Source organism: Duganella sp. CT11-25, assembly GCF_047302815.1.
Lineage (GTDB): Bacteria > Pseudomonadota > Gammaproteobacteria > Burkholderiales > Burkholderiaceae_D > Rugamonas.
This window is the reverse complement of record NZ_JBKBFD010000001.1, coordinates 1,636,673-1,655,335: the sequence shown is the minus strand read 5'-3', so window position 1 is coordinate 1,655,335 and position 18,663 is coordinate 1,636,673. Positions and strand designations below refer to the sequence as shown.

Sequence of the window (18,663 nt, the reverse complement as noted above, 5' to 3'; positions counted from 1 at the left end):
TCATGTGTTTTATTTTTCCAGTGGCTGGTAGTCGAACCATGCAAAGTCGGCGACCGGCATGGCTTTGTGGTTGGCGCCTTCGGCATACATGCCGATGAAGACGCCGGTAAATCCGCCCGCCGATTCTGATGTCAGCGGTGCTGTGGGTACGGTGCCGAGCAGCTTGGCCGGTGCGCCGCCGCTGCTGTAGCTGAATTCATAGCGGTTGGCATGGGACTCGACTTGCAGCGTGACGGGGCCGGCCGCCAGCACGGCGCTGGCCTGCAGCGATGTCACGCCGCCGGCGCGCGCCACCAGCTCCAGCCGCCGTTGCCGCCGGGAGCCGGTGATGCGCAGTTCGTAGTAGTTGTTTTCATTCTGGCGCAGCACCAGGCCGGCGGCTTGCGCGGCCGCCGTCGGCTGGAACTCGACCTGTGTGGCCGCGCGCATGCGCATATGCTCCTGGCGGCGCGCGATGAAAGCCGGTTGTGCGACGTCGTTCATGGTGACGCTGCTGCCTTTGAGGCGCAGGAAGCCAGGCCGCTCGCTCAGCGACCACAGGCCGTCGCCGGGACCGCGCAGCTGCGACCACTGCAGGCCGAGTGCCGGCGCGCTGAATTCGTCGCGTACCGGTTCGGTGGGCCATGGCGCGGCGGGCGGCAAGCCTTCGGTCGGCATCTCCAACGCCAGCGGCTTGCCGTTGTTCACGGTCAGCCAGCCCTGGTCGTTCCATGCGACCGGCGTGAGCAGCGTTTCGCGGCCCAGGTGGTGGCGGTTCGCCTGCGGACGGATGCCGAGCAGCGTCATCCACCATTTTCCGTCCGGCGTTTGCACCAGGTCGCCGTGGCCGGTCGCCTGCAGCGGCAGGTCGGGATGGCCGCGATGCGTCAATATCGGATTGGCGGGGTTGGCGATGAAGGGACCCGATGGCGAGGCCGAACGGGCCATCGTCAGGCTGTGGTTGTAGGACGTGCCGCCTTCGGAGATCATCAGGTAGTACCAGCCGTTCTCCTTGTACAGGTGCGGGCCTTCCGGCCAGACGCCGCCGGTGCCGGACCAGATCAGGCGCGGCTGCTCGAGCAGCTTGCCGGCCTTGAGGTCGATTTGCGCCTGATATACGCCACCGTGCTCGCCGCCGCCGTGGCGCGTGTAATACACCTTGCCGTCATCGTCGAAGAACAGCGATGGATCCATGCCCCAGGTCTGGTCGTTCAGCCATACCGGTTCGGACCACTGGCCCGCGGGATCTTTTGTATGCACGTAGAAGGCGCCGCCGCCCTCCATATTGGTCGTGACCATGTAGAACACGCCGTCGTGGCAGCGCAGGGTAGGGGCGTAGATGCCTTGCGAGCTGCGGGTGTGCGCCATCGGCAATTGGCTGGCGCGCGTCAGCGCGTGGCCGATCTGGCGCCAGTGGACCAGGTCCTTGCTATGATAGATAGGCACGCCGGGGAAGTACTCGAAGCTGCTGGTCGCCAGGTAGTAGTCGCCGCCGACGCGGCAAACGCTCGGGTCGGCGTGGAAACCGCTTAGTATCGGATTGCTGTAGGTGGCCGGCGGCGCGGCATGCGCGACGGGCGCCAGCGACACGGCGGCCATCAGCGCGGCCATGCCGGTACGGACCGCCAATGCGCGGGCGGCCGTCATTTGGCGCTCCCGCACTGGCGGCGCAAGGCGGCCAGCGGCACCGCCTCGGCGATGGCGCGATAGCCGGCCAGCGATGGATGCAGGCCGTCGCCCGAGTCGTAGGCCTTGCTCAGGCGCTGAGGCTGGGCCGGGTCGCGCAGCGCGGCGTCGAAGTCGGCCACCGCGTCGAACACGCCGGAATGGCGTATCCATTCGTTGAGCTCCTGGCGGTCCGCCTCGTTTTCCGGTTCGGGATGATAGTACTCGCTGCCCGCGTACGGCGTGACGGTCGCGCCGATCATGCAGATGCCGTGAGCGTGCGCGCGTTCGGCCAGCTGGCGGTGCGCCATTTTCAGGTCCGCCAGCAGTTGCTGGCGGTCGGCCGGCAGGTCCGGCGTGTTGCGGTGCTGGCTGCCAAAGTCGTTCACGCCGATCAGCACCAGCGCATGGGTGATGCCGGCGCGCGACAGCACGTCGCGGTCGAAACGTGCAGCCAGGTTGGTGCCCAGGCCATCGCGCAGCATGCGTCCGCCGCCGATGCCGGCGTTGACGACGCCTAGCGCCTGTCCATTCTGCCGCAGGCGTGCCGCCAGTACGTCGGTCCAGCGGTTGTTGCCGTCGGTGGTCACACCGTAGCCGTCGGTGATCGAATCGCCCACGGCCACCATCGCGCCGGCGCCGCGCGGCGCCTGCACCTCGACGTCGCTCAGCGCATACCAGCGCGTGACCTTGCCCGGTTCGGTCCATACCGCATCCATGACGCGGTTGCCTTGGGCGAGGAAGCTGTTGGTGCGCGCGCCGGGATGGCCGGTCTGGCGCGCCGGCTCGCCCTTGAAATAGAGCGACACGGCCAGGTCGGCGGCCGGTTTCAGCTCCATCGACACGGTATCGCTATAGTATTCGGCACCCGCCGGGATCATGACTGTGGTGCGGCCGTCGAAGGTCAGCGGGCGCAGGGTAGGGGCGTCGACGTCGGCCTTGCCGGGCGCCTGGGCCAGCGCGACGCTGGCTCCTTCGAGCAATAATGGTGCAGTGCCATATGCATTGCTGATGCGGACCCTGAATCGCTTGCCGCCCAGAGTGAGATGGACGACCTGGCGCAGGCTCGCATCGCGCCAATATTCGGCCGCCAGTTCGTTCGCAGGCTCGGGTAATTGTTGCGCCGCACCCCAAGAGGCCACCCAGTGGTGGTTCGATTGCAAACTGTTGGTCGTTTCCGCAGCGGCGGCATTGAATATGCAGGCTGCCAGCAGAACCTTAAAACAGGTGCACAACGCGTGTTGACTTGATCGCATAAATCCTTCACACTCATGAAATGTTAGCGCTATTCATTTTAGGGTAAAGAGATGGTACATGCAACAAAAATGCCGGAATCCGCAGGGCCGGTCGTTACTGAGATGCGCGTCATTCCGGTGGCGGGCCACGATAGCATGCTGCTCAACCTGTGCGGCGCGCATGCGCCTTACTTCACGCGCAATCTGGTGCTGCTGAAGGATAGCGCGGGCCATACCGGCATGGGCGAGGTACCCGGCGGCGCAGGCATCCTGCGCGCGCTGGAGAACGCCGTGCCGCTGGTGGTGGGCACGCCGATCGGCCGCTATAACCGCACCTTGAACGGTATCCGCGCGGCGATCGCCAACAAAGACGTCAGCGGCCAGCAGTATCAGGTCACCTCCGCCGCCGAGGCGGAAGTGCTGAAGCAGCCGCACGAAATCAACCTGCGCCTGGAGAATGTGGTCACCGCCGTGGAAGCGGCGCTGCTCGACCTGCTGGGCCAGCACCTGGACGTGCCGGTGTGCGAACTGCTCGGCGCCGGACAGCAGCGCGACAGCGTGCCGATGCTGGCCTATCTGTTCTACATCGGCGACCGCACCCGCACCGACCTGCCATACCTGACGGGCGAGGGCGCATCCGACTGGTACCACCAGCGCAACCAGGAGGCGATGACGCCGGCCGCCATCGTGGCGCAGGCCGAAGCCACCGTCGCCAAATACGGTTTCCGCGATTTCAAGCTGAAGGGCGGCGTGATGCACGGCGCCGAAGAAATGGAAGCCATCGCCGGCATCAAGGCCCGCTTCCCCGACTCGCGCGTGACGCTGGATCCGAACGGCGCATGGTCGCTGCGCGAGGCGATCGACCTTTGCCGAGGCCAGGGTCACATATTGGCGTATGCCGAAGACCCTTGCGGTCCTGAAAACGGCTATTCCGGCCGCGAGATCATGGCCGAGTTCCGCCGCGCCACCGGCATCCAGACCGCCACCAACATGATCGCCACCGACTGGCGCCAGATGGCCCATTCGCACCTGCTGGGCGCGGTCGACATCCCGCTGGCCGACCCGCATTTCTGGACCATGCAGGGTTCCGTGCGGCTGGCGCAGTTGTGCGATGATTGGGGCCTGACCTGGGGTTCGCACTCGAACAACCACTTCGACGTCTCGCTGGCCATGTTCACCCACGCCGCCGCCGCCGCGCCGGGCAAGATCACCGCCATCGACACCCACTGGATCTGGCAGGAAGGCCAGGAGCGCCTGACGCGCGAGCCGCTGCAGATCGTCGGCGGCGAAGTGCGGGTGCCGAAGAAACCGGGCCTGGGCATCGAGCCGGACATGGACCGCATCGCAGCTGCACACGAACTGTATAAGAAAGTCGCCACCACGGCGCGCGACGACGCGATGGCGATGCGCTACTTAGTACCTGGTTGGACGTATTCCCCGAAAAAACCGAGCCTGGGACGCTGACCCGTACCCCTGGCCTCATGAGACAAAGGAAAAACCGTGAGCAATAATCTGAAGCACGCGCCAACTGCGGCGCATCTGCCGTCCGACTTGAATGACTCCCTGCTGGTAGGCCGCGTATGGCGTGCCGGCGACATCAACGGTCCTTGCGTGGTCGTTGTGCGCAACGGCGAAGTATTCGACATCACCGCCCAGGCAGGCACCATGGCCGACCTGCTGGACCAGAATGACGTCGCAGCCTTTGCGCGTTCGGCGCCGGGCGAATCGCTGGGCCGCGTCGAAGCGCTGATTGAGAACGCATTGAACGGCAACGCGGACGCACAGGCACCGCACCTGCTGGCGCCTTGCGATGTGCAAGCCATCAAGGCTTGCGGCGTGACCTTCGCGGTCAGCCTGCTGGAGCGCGTGATCGAAGAGCAGGCCGGCGGCGACGCCAGCCGCGCCGACGAACTGCGCGCCGCGCTGCTGAAGGATATCGGCGCCGACCTGTCGTCCATCAAGCCGGGCTCCCCGGAAGCGGAAAAACTCAAGCAGCAGTTCATCGAACGCGGGGCCTGGTCGCAGTATATGGAAGTGGGTATCGGCCCGTACGCCGAAGTGTTCTCCAAATCGCAGCCGATGTCGGCGGTCGGTTTCGGCGCGGACGTCGGCCTGCATCCTGAATCGAAGTGGAACAACCCTGAGCCGGAGATCGTCCTGGCTGTGAACAGCCGCGCTGAAACGGTCGGCGCCACGCTGGGCAACGACGTCAACCTGCGCGACATCGAAGGCCGCAGCGCGCTCCTGCTGGGCAAGGCCAAGGACAACAACGCTTCCTGCGGCATCGGTCCGTTCATCCGCGTGTTCGACGGCCGCTTCACCATCGACACCGTGCGCAGCGCCGAGCTGCGCATGCTGATCGAAGGCGCGGACGACGACTTCCGCCTCGAAGGCGCAAGCTTCATGCGTGAAATCAGCCGCGACCCGCTGGACCTGGTGTCGCAGACCTGCGGCCCGCATCACCAATACCCGGACGGCTTCATGCTTTTCCTCGGCACCATGTTCTCGCCGATCAAGGACCGGGGCGCGCCGGGCGCCGGCTTCACCCACAAGCTGGGCGACCGCGTCACCATCAGCAGCCCGTCGCTGGGCGCGCTGGTCAATCACGTACAACTGAGCGATGCCATCACGCCGTGGACTTTCGGCGTGCGTGCACTGTATCGCAACCTGGCGCAGCGCGGTTTGCTGGGCTGATATCACATATATGACAACGAACCAACTAAAGGACAACAAGATGGTGCAAGCAACGGCCGGCGAGAAGAAACCCATGGTTTACGCCACCTATCCAAGCCTGGCTGAAAAGCGCGTGCTGATCACGGGCGGCGGTACCGGCATCGGCGCCGCCATCGTGGACGCTTTCGTCAAACAGGGTGCGCAGGTATTCTTCATCGACATCGTCGCGGAGGCCTCGCGCGAGCTGGCCGAGAGCCTGAGCGGCGCCAAGTATCCGCCGAAGTACTTCCATTGCGACCTGACCGACCTCGATGCGCTGGCGAAGGTGTTCGCGCAGATCGAAAGCGATCACGGCGCGGTGGAGATCCTGATCAACAACGCGGCCAACGACCATCGCCACAACGTCCAGGATGTCACGCCGAAGTACTGGGACGACAGCCTGGCCGTCAACCTGCGCCACCAGTTCTTCTGTGCCCAGGCCGTTGCGCCGGGCATGAAGAAGGCCGGCGGCGGCGTGATCCTGAATTTCGGTTCGATCTCGTGGCACCTCGCGCTGGGCAACCTGACGCTGTACGTGACCGCCAAGGCGGCCATCGAAGGCATGACGCGCGGCCTGGCGCGCGACCTGGGCGTCGACGGCATCCGCGTCAACTGCGTGATCCCGGGTTCGGTACGCACACCGCGCCAGATGGCGTTGTGGCATACGCCGGAAGGCGAGCAGGAGATCCTGAACGCGCAGTGCCTGCACGAGCGCGTCGAACCGGAAGACATCGCCGCGATGGCGCTGTTCCTGTCCTCTGACAATGCGGGCCGCTGCTCGGGCCGCGATTACTTCGTAGACGCCGGATGGTATGGTGCATGAACCTGTATCAGCCTGAATGCATATGGTCGCTGGGCGCGACCCTGGGCGAGGGGCCTGTCTGGCATGCCGAAGACAAGGCTCTGTACTTCGTCGACATCAAGCTGCGTAACATCCACCGCTGTGCGGAGGACGGCAGCCGCCGCCAAAGCTGGACGCTGCCGGACGAAGTGGGATTCGCGCTGCCGGTGGCCGGCGGCGACTTTATCTGCGGCCTGCCGGGGCGCCTGTCGCGCTTCTCGTTCGAGACCGGCGCGCTGACCACCATGCAGGAGCTGGAGTCGGACCTGCCGGGCAACCGCATGAACGACGGCCACGTCGACCGCCACGGCTGCCTGTGGTTCGGATCGATGGACAATGCCGAGGTGGCGCACAGCGGTTCGCTGTACCGCCTGTGCGGCGATTCCCGCCTGCTGCGCAAGGACAGCGGCTACGTGATCACCAACGGTCCGTGCACCAGCCCCGACGGCCGTACCTTCTACCACACGGACACGCTGGAAAAGACGCTGTACACCTACGATCTTGATGAAAAGGGCAACCTGTCCAACAAGCGCGTCTTCCTCCGCACCGAGGGCGACGGCTACCCGGACGGCACGGCGGTGGACGCCGACGGCGCGCTGTGGGTCGCCATGTTCGGCGGCGCCCGCATCGACCGCTATGCGGCGTCCGGAGAACTGCTGGACTCCATCCCGATGCCGTGTTCGAATATCACCAAGGTCGCATTCGGCGGCGCCGACCTGCGCACCGTGTTCGTGACCACGGCCCGCAAGGGCCTGACCGACGAAGAACTCAGCCGGCAACCGCTGGCGGGAGGCTTGTTCAGCTTCCGCGTGGCGTCGCCGGGACAACTGCAACATCACTATTCACCAGGACAGGCATTATGACCACTCAACCGCGCCGCTTCCGCTCGCAGGACTGGTTCGATAACCCAGACCACATTGACATGACCGCGCTGTATCTGGAGCGCTTCATGAACTACGGGATCACGCCGGAGGAACTGCGTTCCGGCCGTCCCATCATCGGCATCGCGCAATCGGGCAGCGACATCAGCCCGTGCAACCGCATCCACCTGGAACTGGCCAAGCGCGTACGCGACGGTATCCGCGACGCCGGCGGCATCGCCATGGAATTCCCGCTGCACCCGATCTTCGAGAACTGCCGCCGTCCGACCGCCGCCATCGACCGCAACCTGGCCTATATGGGCCTGGTCGAGATCCTGCACGGCTATCCGATCGACGCCGTGGTGCTGACCACCGGTTGCGACAAGACCACGCCATCGCAGCTGATGGCCGCCGCCACCATCGACATCCCGGCCATCGTGCTGTCCGGCGGACCGATGCTGGATGGCTGGCTGGACGGCGAGCTGGTAGGCTCGGGCGCCGCCATCTGGAAGGGCCGCAGGCAGCTGGCCGCCGGCGCCATCAACGAAGAGAAGTTCCTGCAGATCGCCGCCGCCTCGGCGCCGTCGGCGGGGCACTGCAACACGATGGGTACCGCATCGACCATGAACGCCATCGCCGAAGCGCTGGGCATGTCGCTGACCGGCTGCTCGGCGATCCCGGCGCCGTACCGCGAGCGCGGCCAGATGGCCTATGAAACCGGCAAGCGCATCGTCGAGATGGCGCACCAGGACCTGCGTCCGTCGGCCGTGCTGACGCGCGACGCCTTCCTCGATGCGATCGTGGTCAACGCCGCCATCGGCGGTTCCACCAACGCCCAGCAGCATATCGTGGCGATGGCGCGCCATGCCGGCGTCGAACTGAAGTCCAGCGACTGGATGGAATACGGCCACAAGGTGCCGCTGCTGCTGAACATGCAGCCATCCGGCAAATTCCTCGGCGAGCGTTTCCACCGCGCCGGCGGCGTGCCCGCCGTGATGTGGGAGCTGGAACAGCAGGGCCGCTTGCGCTCGAACCGGATGACCGTCACCGGCGCCACCATGAGCGAGAACCTGAAGGACCGCGAGACCAACGACCGCGAAGTGATCTATCCGTTCAACGCGCCGCTGAAGGAAGATGCCGGCTTCTTCGTCCTCAAGGGCAACCTGTTCGACTTCGCCATCATGAAGACCAGCGTGATCTCGCCGGCCTTCCGCGCGCGCTACCTGAGCAAGCCTGGCGCCGAGAATATCTTCGAATGCCGCGCCGTGGTGTTCGAGGGTTCCGGCGACTACCACGACCGCATCAACGACCCATCGCTGAATATCGACGAGGACAGCATCCTGGTGATCCGCGGCGCCGGCCCGGTGGGCTGGCCCGGCTCGGCCGAGGTGGTCAACATGCAACCGCCCGATGCGCTGATCAAGCGCGGCATCACGAACCTGCCGACGCTGGGCGACGGCCGCCAATCCGGCACCTCGGACAGCCCGTCGATCCTGAACGCCTCGCCCGAGAGCGCGGTGGGCGGCGGCCTGGCCTACATCCGCACCGGCGACATCGTACGCGTCGACCTCAACGCCGGCACCTGCGACATGCTGGTCGCCGACGACGAGCTGGCCGCCCGCAAGGCGCAGGGTATTCCGGCCTTCCCGCCGAGCCAGACGCCATGGCAGGAGCTGTACCGCTCCACCGTCGGCCAGATGGAAACGGGGGCCTGCATGGAGCTGGCCGTTGAGTATCGCGGAGTGGGGCATACGCTGGCGCGGCACAATCACTGACCCTGGTCCAAGAATAAAAAAATCAATCAATTCTTAACGGAGACAAATATCATGAAGAAGACCTTAGCCGCCGCAGTCCTGGGCGCCATGCTGGCACTGAGCGGCGGCGCCGCCCAGGCCGACGCCAAGAACCCGAAGATCGGTTTTTCCATCGACGACCTGCGCCTTGAGCGCTGGGTACGCGACCGCGATTACTTCACCGCGGAAGCGGAGAAGCTGGGCGCCAAGGTCTACGTGCAGTCGGCCGACGCCAGCGAACAGCGCCAGATCTCGCAGATCGAGAACCTGATCTCGCGCGGCGTCGACGTGCTGGTGATCGTTCCCTACAACGCCACGGTGCTGAACAACGCCGTGCGCGAAGCGAAGAAGGCCAAGATCAAGGTCGTGTCCTACGACCGCCTGATCCTCAACGCCGACATCGATGCCTACATCTCCTTCGACAACGCCAAGGTCGGCGAGCTGCAGGCTTCCAGCCTGGTCGCCATCAAGCCGAAGGGTAATTACTACCTGCTGGGCGGCGCGCCGACCGACAACAACGCCAAGGTGCTGCGCGAAGGCCAGCTGAAGGTGCTGCAACCGCTGATCGACAAGGGCGATATCAAGATCGTCGGCAAGCAGTGGACCAAGGACTGGAGCGCCTCCGAAGCGTTGTCCATCGTGGAAAATGCGCTGACCGCCAACGGCAACAAGATCGACGCCGTGGTCGCATCGAACGACGCCACCGCCGGCGGCGCCATCCAGGCGCTGGCCGCGCAAAAGCTGAGCGGCAAAGTGCCGGTGTCCGGCCAGGACGCCGACCTGGCGGCGGTCAAGCGCGTGATCGCCGGTACCCAGGCCATGACCGTCTACAAGCCGCTGAAAGTGATCGCCACCGAAGCGGCGCGCCTGTCGGTGCAACTGGTGCGCAACCAGGCGCCGGGCTTCAACGCCAGCTACCCGAACGGCATGAAGAACGTCAGCACGCTGCTGCTGGCGCCTGTGGCGCTGACCAAGGCCAACGTCAATGTATTGACCGACGACGGTTTCTACACCAAGGCCCAGCTGTCGAACTAAGGAAACAGCATGGCCGAATATCTGCTTGAAATGAAGAACATCGTTAAGGAATTTAGCGGTGTTCGCGCGCTCAACGGCATTGACATCAAGCTCAAGGCCGGCGAGTGCGCAGGCTTGTGCGGCGAGAACGGCGCCGGCAAGTCGACCTTGATGAAAGTGCTGTCGGCGGTCTACCCGCACGGCACCTGGGATGGCGAGATCCTGTGGGACGGCAAGCCGCTGCAGGCGCAGTCGATCCGCGAAACCGAAGCCGCAGGCATCGTCATCATCCACCAGGAACTGATGCTGGTGCCGGAGCTGTCGGTGGCGGAGAATATCTTCCTCGGCAACGAGATCACGCTGCCGGGCGGCCGCATGGACTATGCGGCCATGAACCGCCGCGCCGAAGAACTGCTGAAAGAGTTGAACATCAACGACGTCAACGTGGTGCTGCCGGTGAAGCAGTACGGTGGCGGCCACCAGCAGCTGATCGAGATCGCCAAGGCGCTGAACAAGAACGCGCGCCTGCTGATCCTGGACGAGCCTTCGTCGTCGCTGACGGCTTCCGAGATCAAGGTACTGCTGAATATCATCCATTCGCTGAAAGCCAAGGGCGTCACCTGCGTCTACATCTCGCACAAGCTGGATGAAGTGGCGGACATCTGCGACACCATCGTGGTCATCCGCGACGGCCAGCACATCGCCACCACGCCGATGACGGAGATGAATATCGACCGCATCATCGCGCAGATGGTCGGCCGCGAGATGAACCAGCTGTACCCGCAGCGCACGCATACGCCGGGAGAGGTGATTTTCGAGGCGCGCAACATCAGCTGCTACGACGCCGACAATCCCGAGCGCAAGCGCGTGGACGACATCTCCTTCAAGCTGCGCAAGGGCGAGATCCTCGGCATCGCGGGCCTGGTCGGAGCGGGGCGCACGGAACTGGTGTCGGCCATCTTCGGCGCCTATCCCGGCCCGTGCGAGGCGGACGTCTGGCTCAACGGCCAGAAGCTGGACACCAGCACGCCGCTCAAGGCAATCCGCGCCGGCCTGGCGATGGTGCCGGAAGACCGCAAGCACCATGGCATCGTGCCTGACCTGGGCGTCGGCCACAACATGACGCTGACGGTGCTGAACGACTTCGCGCGCGCCACCCGCATCGACCAGCAGGCGGAATTGGCGGCGATCCGCCAGGAGATCAAGAGCGTCAAGCTGAAGACCTCCAGCCCGTTCCTGCCGATCACCGGCCTCTCCGGCGGCAACCAGCAGAAGGCGGTGCTGTCGAAGATGCTGATGACCAAGCCGAAGATCCTGATCCTGGACGAGCCGACGCGCGGCGTCGATGTCGGCGCCAAGTTCGAGATCTACCAGCTGATGTTCGACCTGGCCAAGGAAGGCATGTCCATCATCATGGTGTCGTCGGAACTGGCGGAAGTGCTGGGCATCTCGGACCGCGTGCTGGTGATCGGCGAGGGCAAGCTGCGCGGCGATTTCGTCAACGACAACCTGAGCCAGGAAACCGTGCTGGCTGCCGCGCTGGATGCGCATTGAATCTAATCTGGATCATCTATGAAAAGTAACAATATCAAACAACTGTTCACCCAGTACAAAATGCTGGCCCTGCTGATCGCGGTGGCCTTGATCTGGGGCTTCTTCAGCTATCACACCGACGGCGGCTTCATGACGCCGCGTAACCTGTCCAACCTGATGCGCCAGATGGCCATCACCGGCATCGTCGCCTGCGGCATGTCGCTGGTGATCATCGCCGGCGAGATCGACCTCTCGGTCGGTTCGCTGCTTGGCCTGCTGGGCGGGATCGCGGCGGTGCTGGATGTGACGCACCACCTGCCGCTGCCGCTGACGCTGATCGTGGTGCTGGCGGTGGGCCTGGTCATCGGCCTGTTCAACGGCTACCTGACGGCTTACCTGAGCATCCCGTCCTTCATCGTCGGCCTGGGCGGCATGCTGGCCTATCGCGGCATCGTGCTGGGCGTGACCGGCGGCACCACCGTCGCTCCGGTGTCGGATGACCTGGTGTACATCGGCCAGGCCTACCTGTCGCCGCAGCTGGGCGTGGCGCTGGGCGTGGTGCTGTTCGCCGTGGCCGCGTACCTGGTCTGGCAGCAGCGCCGCAGCCGCGCTGCCTACGGCCTGGAAGTCGCGCCGGTCTGGCGCGACGGCGCCAAGATCGTCGCGCTGGGCGCGGTGCTGGCGGCTTTCGTCACCACCTTCAATTCCTACGAAGGCATTCCGCTGCCGGTGCTGCTGCTCCTGGCGCTGCTGGGCATCTTCAGCTACGTGACCACGCAGACCGTGTTCGGCCGCCGCGTGTACTCGGTCGGCAGCAATATGGAAGCGACGCGCCTGTCCGGCATCAACGTCAAGTCGATCAAGCTCTGGATCTTCGGCATCATGGGCCTGATGTGCGCACTGGCGGGCATCGTCAACACGGCTCGCCTGGCGGCCGGTTCGCCGTCGGCCGGTACCTCCGGCGAGCTGGATGCGATCGCGGCCTGCTTCATCGGCGGCACCTCGATGCGCGGCGGTTCGGGCACCGTGCACGGCGCGCTGATCGGCGCGCTGGTCATGGCCAGCCTGGATAACGGCATGTCGATGCTGGACGTGGACACCTATTGGCAGATGATCGTCAAGGGCTGCATTCTGACTCTCGCGGTATGGGTGGACGTCAGCACCCGCGCAGGCAAGCGGTAAAAATATAAAAAATTCAAGGAGACTTTGCATGACCAACAACCGTAGGCAGTTCCTTACTTCCATGACCGGCCTGGCCGGACTTTCCGTGCTGCCGGCGTCGATGGCGCTGGCCGCCACCGCGCAGGCGCCATACAAGGACGCCGCGCTGCCGGTGGACAAGCGCATCGACGACCTGCTGGGCCGCATGACGCTGGAAGAGAAGGTCATGCAGATGCAGTGCACCTGGCAGGCCAAGACCGAGATGCAGGACGCCAAGGGCGAGTTCTCGGCGGCCAAGGCGCAGAAGGCCTACCCGAACGGCCTGGGCATGATCGGCCGTCCGTCGGACCGTCAGCTGGGCCAGGCCGCCGGCGCCGGCGACACCGGCGCCAACAAGAATCGCAATGCGATCGACACCGCGAACTACGTGAACGCGATCCAGAAGTGGGCGGTCGAGCAGACCCGCCTCGGCATCCCGCTGTTCATGCATGAGGAAGCGCTGCACGGCTACGTTGCGCCGGATGCCACCAGCTTCCCGCAGTCGATCGGCCTGGCCTCGTCGTTCGACCCCGACATGACGCAAAAAATCTTCAGCGTTGCCGCTCGCGAGATGCGCGCACGCGGCGCCAACCTGGCGCTGGCGCCGGTGGTGGACGTGGCGCGTGAGCCGCGCTGGGGCCGCATTGAGGAAACCTACGGCGAAGACCCGTACCTGTGCGGCGAAATGGGCCGCGCGGCCGTGATCGGCTTCGCCGGCACGGACAAGAAGCTGGCCAAGGACAAGGTCTTCGTCACGCTCAAGCACATGACCGGCCACGGCCAGCCTGAGAGCGGCACCAACATCGGCCCTGCGGAAGTCAGCGAACGCACGCTGCGCGAGGAGTTCTTCCCGCCGTTCGAAAAGCTGATCAAGGAAACCAACGTCGGCTGCGTCATGCCGTCGTATAACGAGATCGGCGGCATCCCGTCGCACGCCAACCACTGGCTGCTGCACAAGGTACTGCGCGAGGAGTGGGGCTTCAAAGGCTTGACGGTGTCCGACTACTTCGGCATCAATGAGCTGATCACGCGCCACAAGCTGGCCGCCACGCCGAAGGAGGCCGCTTACCGCGCCTTCAAGGCCGGCGTCGATGTCGAGACCCCGGACGGCCTGGCCTACAAGACGCTGGGCGAACTGGTGAAGGAAAAGCGCATCGCCGAAAGCGAGATCGATGTCGTGGTGCGCCGCATCCTGGAGATGAAGTTCCAGGCCGGCCTGTTCGAGCAGCCATACGTCGACGCCAAGATCGCCGACCGCCTGACCGCCACGCCGGACGCCGTCGCGCTGGCGCGCCTGGCCGCAACCCGCACGCCGGTGCTGCTGAAGAACGACAAGGGCCTGCTGCCGCTGAACGCCAAGAAGGTCGGCAAGGTGCTGCTGCTCGGCACCCACGCCAAGGACTGCCCGATCGGCGGCTATTCGGACATCCCGCGCCACGTGGTGTCGATCTACGAAGGCCTGCAGGCCGAAGCCAAGGCGCAGGGCTTTGCGCTGTCCTATTCGGAAGGCGTGCGCATCACCGAGGCCCGCGTCTGGGGCGCGGACGAGATCAAGTTCACGCCGCCGGAAGTCAACGCCAAGCTGATCGCCGCCGCCGTGGAAGCGGCCAAGTCGGCCGACACCATCATCATGGTCCTGGGCGACAACGAGCAGACCAGCCGCGAAGCCTGGGCCGACAACCACCTGGGCGACCGTGAAAGCCTGGACCTGATGGGGCAGCAGAACGACCTGGCCAAGGCGATTTTCGCGCTCGGCAAGCCGACCGTGGTGTTCCTGCTGAACGGCCGTCCGCTGTCGGTCAACCTGTTGGCGGAGAAGGCCGACGCGCTGATCGAAGGCTGGTACATGGGCCAGGAAACCGGCTTCGCGGCCGCCGACCTGTTGTTCGGCCGCGCCAACCCGGGCGGCAAGCTGCCGGTGTCGATCGCCCGCAGCGTCGGCCAGCTGCCGGTGTTCTACAATCACAAGCCGTCGGCACGCCGCGGCTACATCGACGGTTCGACCAAGCCGCTGTATCCGTTCGGCTTCGGCTTGAGCTACACCACCTTCGCGATTTCCGAACCGCGCCTGGCCAAGGCCACCATCGCGGCCGGCGAATCGACCAAGGTGGAAGTCGATGTCACCAATACCGGCAAGGTGGCGGGCGACGAAGTGGTGCAGATCTACATCCGCGACGACGTCAGCTCCGTCACCCGTCCGGTGCTGGAGCTGAAGGCGTTCAAGCGCGTCACGCTGCAGCCGGGCGAGAAGCGCACGCTGTCGTTCGACATCAAGCCGTCCGACCTGTGGTTCTACAACACGGAGATGGTGCGCGTGGTGGAGCCGGGCAGCTTCACGATCCATGCCGGACCGGATAGCGTGAACCTGAAGTCGGCCAAGCTGATGGTCAGCTGATTTCTACAGGGTGCGCTAGCGAACATACGCTGCGCACCCGCCTTGCTAGGATGCCTTACCGATTAAATAAAGGTGAGGCATCCATGGCAAGCGCTCAACAAGTACTGGTGGTCGACGATAATGTCGACGTGATTGAATCTCTTTCCGCCTTATTGCAGTGCCACGGCTATGAAACGGCCGCCGCGCACAACGGCTACGAGGCTTGCGACTGGGTGCGTGACGCGATGCCGAAGGCGATCATCATGGACCTGGGCATGCCCTGGATGGACGGTTTTGGCGCGGTGCGCGCGATCCGCCGCATGCCGGGCGCGCAGTCCCTGCCCATCATCGCGCTGACCGGTTCCGCCGACAGCGACTCGGCACGCAAGGCGGTCGCCGCCGGCTTCACACAGCATTTCTCCAAGCCGCTGAACTTCGAGCATCTGAACCAGTACCTGAATAGCTTGAGTTAATCCCTATTCGGTTGCGGCCAGCGCGCCACTGGCTTGTCTGGCGCCGCCGGCAAACACCAGCAGCAGGCCGGCGGCGGCCAGCGCGGCGCCGGCGACCGGAATCGCCGCGTAGCCAAGGCCGGCCGAGATCACGCCGCTGCCGACCGCCGCACCCAGCGCATTGCCCAGATTGAAGGCGCCGACATTGACCGACGAGGCCAGTCCCGGCGCTTCCGCCGCCGCATGCATGACGCGGATCTGCACCGGCGGCACGATGGCGAATGCGGCCGCGCCCCACAGGACCACGCCAACCAGCGCGCCCCAGTGGCTGGCGAACAGCAGGGGCAAGGCCAGCATGATGACGGCCAGCGCGCCGAGGAATATCTTGGTGGCGCCGTCCAGCGACCAGTCGGCCAGCTTGCCGCCGATGCCGTTGCCGATGGTGAAACCGACGCCGATCAGCATCAGGGCCAGCGTGATGAACAGCGCCGAGGCGCCGGTCAGCGTGGTCAGCACCGGTGCGATGAAGGTGTACAAGGTGAACATCGAAGCGGAGCCCATGACCGTGGTGGCCATCGCCATCAGCACGGTGGGGCGGGTCAGCACGCGCAGTTCCTTGCGGATGTCCGGCATGGCGCCGGCTTCGCCGCGCGGCAGCGCGAGCACCAGCGCCGCCATCGCCAGCAGGCCGAGAACGGCGGTGCCGCCGAAGGCCATGCGCCAGCCGATCTGCTGGCCGATCCAGGTGGCGGCGGGCACACCGCCGATATTGGCGATGGTCAGGCCCATGAACATGGTGGCGACCGCGCTGGCACGCTTGTCCGGCGTGACCAGGTTGGCCGCGACCACCGAGCCGATGCCGAAGAAGGCACCGTGATTCAGGCTGGTGACGAGTCGCGAGGCGAGCAGCGTCCAGTAGCCGGGCGCCATCGCCGACAGCAGGTTGCCGACGACGAAAATGGAGAGCAGGGCGATCAGCGCATGCTTGGCGCGCAGGCGAGCCAGCAGCAGCGTCATGATAGGAGCCCCGATCATGACGCCGAGCGCGTAGGCGCTGATCAGCAGCCCCGCGCTGGGGATGGAGACGTTGATGCCGGTGGCGATCACCGGCAGCAGGCCCATGGGAGCGAACTCCGTGGTGCCGATGCCGAATGCGCCAACGGCAAGGGCCAGCAGTGCCCAGGTGGGCTTCATCGTCGTATCCTTCACGTCGTACTTTCAGTTAGCCAAAGAGGCTAACTATATTAGATTTCAGGATTTCCCGCTTTAGCCCTTTGGGGGATCAGCGCGGCGTCTGCACCAGCGATTCGACCAGCACGCGGCCTTCGGAGCCAGCCGGCGGACGCACGCGCAGCAGGTTGGCCAGCGTCGGCGCGATGTCGACCACTTCGGCGTACTGACCGTAGTAGCCTGGCTTGATCCAGCGTTTGCCCATGATCATCAGCGGTACGTTGGTGTCGTAGGCGTACGGCGAGCCGTGCGAGGTGCCGCTGTTGCCGGTGCCGAAGTACCAGAACGGCTTGGTGATCACCATCAGGTCGCCCGAGGCTTCGCGGTTCCAGGCGCGGCGCATCAGCGTGGCGATATGCGTGCCTTGCACCGCGCCGCTTTCGAACTGGGTGCGGGTGAAGGCGTCGGCGATGCCGTTCTGCGCCAGCAGGAAGCTGGCGGCGGCGTTTTCCACGTCGGTGCGTTTCACGCCCAGTTTATCGATCTGCGCGTAGTCCAGGTGGATGTTCGGCAGCGAGTAGGCCTGTACCAGTTTGGCGCCGCCGAATTTATCGGTCAGCTGCTTGTCCAGCGCGGCCATCAGCTTGGCGCCGTCCAGGCGCTGGGCGTCGAGGTGCTGCGTCTGCGCGAACTCCGGCGTATTCGGGAAACCGTGATCGGCGGTCAGCACCACCAGCACGTTGTCCATGCCGATGCGCTTGTCCAGGTAGTTGAAGAAGTCGGCCACCATGCGGTCCAGGCGCTGCAGATGGTCGTGCGACAGCTTGCTCTCCGGGCCGAAGGCGTGGTTGACGTAGTCGTGCGCCGACAGGCTGACACCCAGCAGGTCCGGCACGCCGGCCGGATTGCGGCCGAGGTTTTCGCCTTCGACGGCGGCGCGCGCGAAGTCCAGCGTCAGCTGGTCCAGGTACGGACCGGTCTTCAGCAGGTTGTAGTAGCCGGCGTCGATCTCGCCGCTCTCGCTGTAATAGGTGAACGGCAGACGGTTGTGCGAGCCTGGCTTCGGCGCGTTCAGGTCTTCGCTGGCGTCGGCGGCGTAGGCGGCTTCCGGCAGCAGCGGCGCCCAGCTCTTGCCGTAGTAGCGGTCCTGCGGCTTGGTTGCCTGGTACTTCCGCACCCATTCCGGATGGTTCTTCATGTAGTAGGTGCTGCTGGCGAAGTTGCCGGTCTTGTCCATGTACATATAGGCGGCGCCGGTTTTGCCCGCCAGCAGGATCGCGCCGCGGTCCTTGCCGGAGATGGCGACCACCTTGCTGCGGCTGCCGGTGGCGTAGCGCAGTTCATCGCCCAGCGTGTTGACCTTCAGGCGCATGGGCGAGGTGCCGTCGCTCGGCTGGGTCTCTTCGCCGATGTAGGTGTAATTGGTGTCTTCGGTGCAGTAGACCGATTTCTTGGTGACCGGGTCGATCCAGTTATTGCCGATGATGCCGTGCACATAAGGGTAGGCGCCGGTCAGGATGGCGCTGTGGCCGATGGCGGTGACGGTCACGCCGTGGGCCTGGTGCGCGTTGCCGAACGTCGCGCCCTGGTCCAGCATGCGGCGCAGGCCGCCCTGGCCGAACTGGTCGCGATAGCGCTGCACCTGCTCGTTCGGCAGGCCGTCCACCACCAGTACCACCACCAGTTTGGGCTGCGCGGCGGCGCTCGCGGCGGCGGCCGGCGTCGCGGCGTGCGCCCAGTCGGCGGCCAGGCAGAGGGCTAAACAGGTGGCCAGGAGCCGCAGCGCGGGCAGGCTTGCCGATACGTTCTTTGTCATAGTTGCTCGTGTCAGGTTG

14 protein-coding genes are annotated in these 18,663 nt (G+C 65.1%); 10 read left to right on the top strand and 4 right to left on the bottom strand.

What is annotated here, in order from left to right:
- Positions 1–9: 9 nt before the first annotated feature.
- Both ACEN9F_RS06760 and ACEN9F_RS06755 read right to left on the bottom strand, forming a co-directional pair.
- On the bottom strand, positions 10–1,626 hold the full coding sequence (locus ACEN9F_RS06760) for a glycoside hydrolase family 43 protein (RefSeq protein ID WP_413419098.1): 1,617 nt from the start codon (positions 1,624–1,626) through the stop codon (positions 10–12).
- On the bottom strand, positions 1,623–2,627 hold the full coding sequence (locus ACEN9F_RS06755) for an SGNH/GDSL hydrolase family protein (RefSeq protein ID WP_413419096.1): 1,005 nt from the start codon (positions 2,625–2,627) through the stop codon (positions 1,623–1,625). Before ACEN9F_RS06755 ends, ACEN9F_RS06760 begins: the two co-directional genes overlap by 4 nt.
- A 342-nt stretch (positions 2,628–2,969) precedes the next feature.
- On the opposite strand from ACEN9F_RS06755, the gene ACEN9F_RS06750 reads away from it, so the two are divergent.
- From ACEN9F_RS06750 to ACEN9F_RS06705, 10 genes are all read left to right on the top strand, one after another.
- Positions 2,970–4,343 (top strand): enolase C-terminal domain-like protein, encoded by a 1,374-nt coding sequence (locus ACEN9F_RS06750; RefSeq protein ID WP_413419094.1) that lies wholly within the window; start codon positions 2,970–2,972, stop codon positions 4,341–4,343.
- Between the two features lie 36 nt (positions 4,344–4,379).
- Positions 4,380–5,573: a fumarylacetoacetate hydrolase family protein gene (locus ACEN9F_RS06745; RefSeq protein WP_413419092.1), complete on the top strand. Its 1,194-nt coding sequence runs from the start codon at positions 4,380–4,382 to the stop codon at positions 5,571–5,573.
- 73 nt (positions 5,574–5,646) lie between these two features.
- Positions 5,647–6,414 carry an SDR family NAD(P)-dependent oxidoreductase gene (locus ACEN9F_RS06740; protein ID WP_413426990.1) on the top strand — a complete coding sequence of 256 codons (768 nt, stop codon included), beginning with the start codon at positions 5,647–5,649 and terminating at the stop codon, positions 6,412–6,414.
- Entirely contained in the window at positions 6,411–7,295 is an 885-nt protein-coding gene (locus tag ACEN9F_RS06735; protein WP_413419090.1) for an SMP-30/gluconolactonase/LRE family protein, read from the top strand. Before ACEN9F_RS06740 ends, ACEN9F_RS06735 begins: the two co-directional genes overlap by 4 nt.
- A complete protein-coding gene (locus tag ACEN9F_RS06730) occupies positions 7,292–9,067 on the top strand; it encodes an IlvD/Edd family dehydratase (RefSeq protein WP_413419088.1) in 1,776 nt (591 codons plus the stop codon). The genes ACEN9F_RS06735 and ACEN9F_RS06730 overlap by 4 nt, the downstream gene beginning before the upstream one ends.
- Before the next feature lie 51 nt (positions 9,068–9,118).
- The gene (xylF, locus tag ACEN9F_RS06725; RefSeq protein ID WP_413419086.1) at positions 9,119–10,120 is read left to right on the top strand and encodes a D-xylose ABC transporter substrate-binding protein; all 1,002 of its coding nucleotides are present in this window, start codon (positions 9,119–9,121) and stop codon (positions 10,118–10,120) included.
- 9 nt (positions 10,121–10,129) lie between these two features.
- Positions 10,130–11,653, top strand: coding sequence for a D-xylose ABC transporter ATP-binding protein (gene xylG / locus ACEN9F_RS06720; protein WP_413419084.1), 1,524 nt, complete (start codon positions 10,130–10,132; stop codon positions 11,651–11,653).
- Between the two features lie 18 nt (positions 11,654–11,671).
- Entirely contained in the window at positions 11,672–12,814 is a 1,143-nt protein-coding gene (locus ACEN9F_RS06715; protein WP_413419082.1) for a sugar ABC transporter permease, read from the top strand.
- A gap of 28 nt (positions 12,815–12,842) precedes the next feature.
- Entirely contained in the window at positions 12,843–15,227 is a 2,385-nt protein-coding gene (locus ACEN9F_RS06710) for a glycoside hydrolase family 3 N-terminal domain-containing protein (RefSeq protein ID WP_413419080.1), read from the top strand.
- 83 nt (positions 15,228–15,310) lie between these two features.
- Positions 15,311–15,679, top strand: a complete 369-nt coding sequence (locus ACEN9F_RS06705) for a response regulator (protein WP_413419078.1) — start codon at positions 15,311–15,313, stop codon at positions 15,677–15,679.
- 3 nt (positions 15,680–15,682) lie between these two features.
- On the opposite strand, the gene ACEN9F_RS06700 is transcribed toward ACEN9F_RS06705, so the two are convergent.
- Both ACEN9F_RS06700 and ACEN9F_RS06695 read right to left on the bottom strand, forming a co-directional pair.
- Positions 15,683–16,852, bottom strand: coding sequence for an MFS transporter (locus ACEN9F_RS06700; protein WP_413419076.1), 1,170 nt, complete (start codon positions 16,850–16,852; stop codon positions 15,683–15,685).
- A gap of 88 nt (positions 16,853–16,940) precedes the next feature.
- Positions 16,941–18,644 carry an alkaline phosphatase family protein gene (locus ACEN9F_RS06695; RefSeq protein ID WP_413419074.1) on the bottom strand — a complete coding sequence of 568 codons (1,704 nt, stop codon included), beginning with the start codon at positions 18,642–18,644 and terminating at the stop codon, positions 16,941–16,943.
- Positions 18,645–18,663: the final 19 nt, after the last annotated feature.

What these genes read in the sequence shown, in the direction of transcription:
- ACEN9F_RS06710 (WP_413419080.1), top strand. Translation starts at nt 12,843, where the DNA reads ATGACCAACAACCGTAGGCAGTTCCTTACTTCCATGACCGGCCTGGCC.
- ACEN9F_RS06700 (WP_413419076.1), bottom strand. Translation starts at nt 16,852, where the DNA reads ATGAAGCCCACCTGGGCACTGCTGGCCCTTGCCGTTGGCGCATTCGGC.
- ACEN9F_RS06740 (WP_413426990.1), top strand. Translation starts at nt 5,647, where the DNA reads ATGGTTTACGCCACCTATCCAAGCCTGGCTGAAAAGCGCGTGCTGATC.
- ACEN9F_RS06760 (WP_413419098.1), bottom strand. Translation starts at nt 1,626, where the DNA reads ATGACGGCCGCCCGCGCATTGGCGGTCCGTACCGGCATGGCCGCGCTG.
- ACEN9F_RS06730 (WP_413419088.1), top strand. Translation starts at nt 7,292, where the DNA reads ATGACCACTCAACCGCGCCGCTTCCGCTCGCAGGACTGGTTCGATAAC.
- xylG (WP_413419084.1), top strand. Translation starts at nt 10,130, where the DNA reads ATGGCCGAATATCTGCTTGAAATGAAGAACATCGTTAAGGAATTTAGC.
- ACEN9F_RS06735 (WP_413419090.1), top strand. Translation starts at nt 6,411, where the DNA reads ATGAACCTGTATCAGCCTGAATGCATATGGTCGCTGGGCGCGACCCTG.
- xylF (WP_413419086.1), top strand. Translation starts at nt 9,119, where the DNA reads ATGAAGAAGACCTTAGCCGCCGCAGTCCTGGGCGCCATGCTGGCACTG.
- ACEN9F_RS06705 (WP_413419078.1), top strand. Translation starts at nt 15,311, where the DNA reads ATGGCAAGCGCTCAACAAGTACTGGTGGTCGACGATAATGTCGACGTG.
- ACEN9F_RS06715 (WP_413419082.1), top strand. Translation starts at nt 11,672, where the DNA reads ATGAAAAGTAACAATATCAAACAACTGTTCACCCAGTACAAAATGCTG.
- ACEN9F_RS06695 (WP_413419074.1), bottom strand. Translation starts at nt 18,644, where the DNA reads ATGACAAAGAACGTATCGGCAAGCCTGCCCGCGCTGCGGCTCCTGGCC.
- ACEN9F_RS06750 (WP_413419094.1), top strand. Translation starts at nt 2,970, where the DNA reads ATGCCGGAATCCGCAGGGCCGGTCGTTACTGAGATGCGCGTCATTCCG.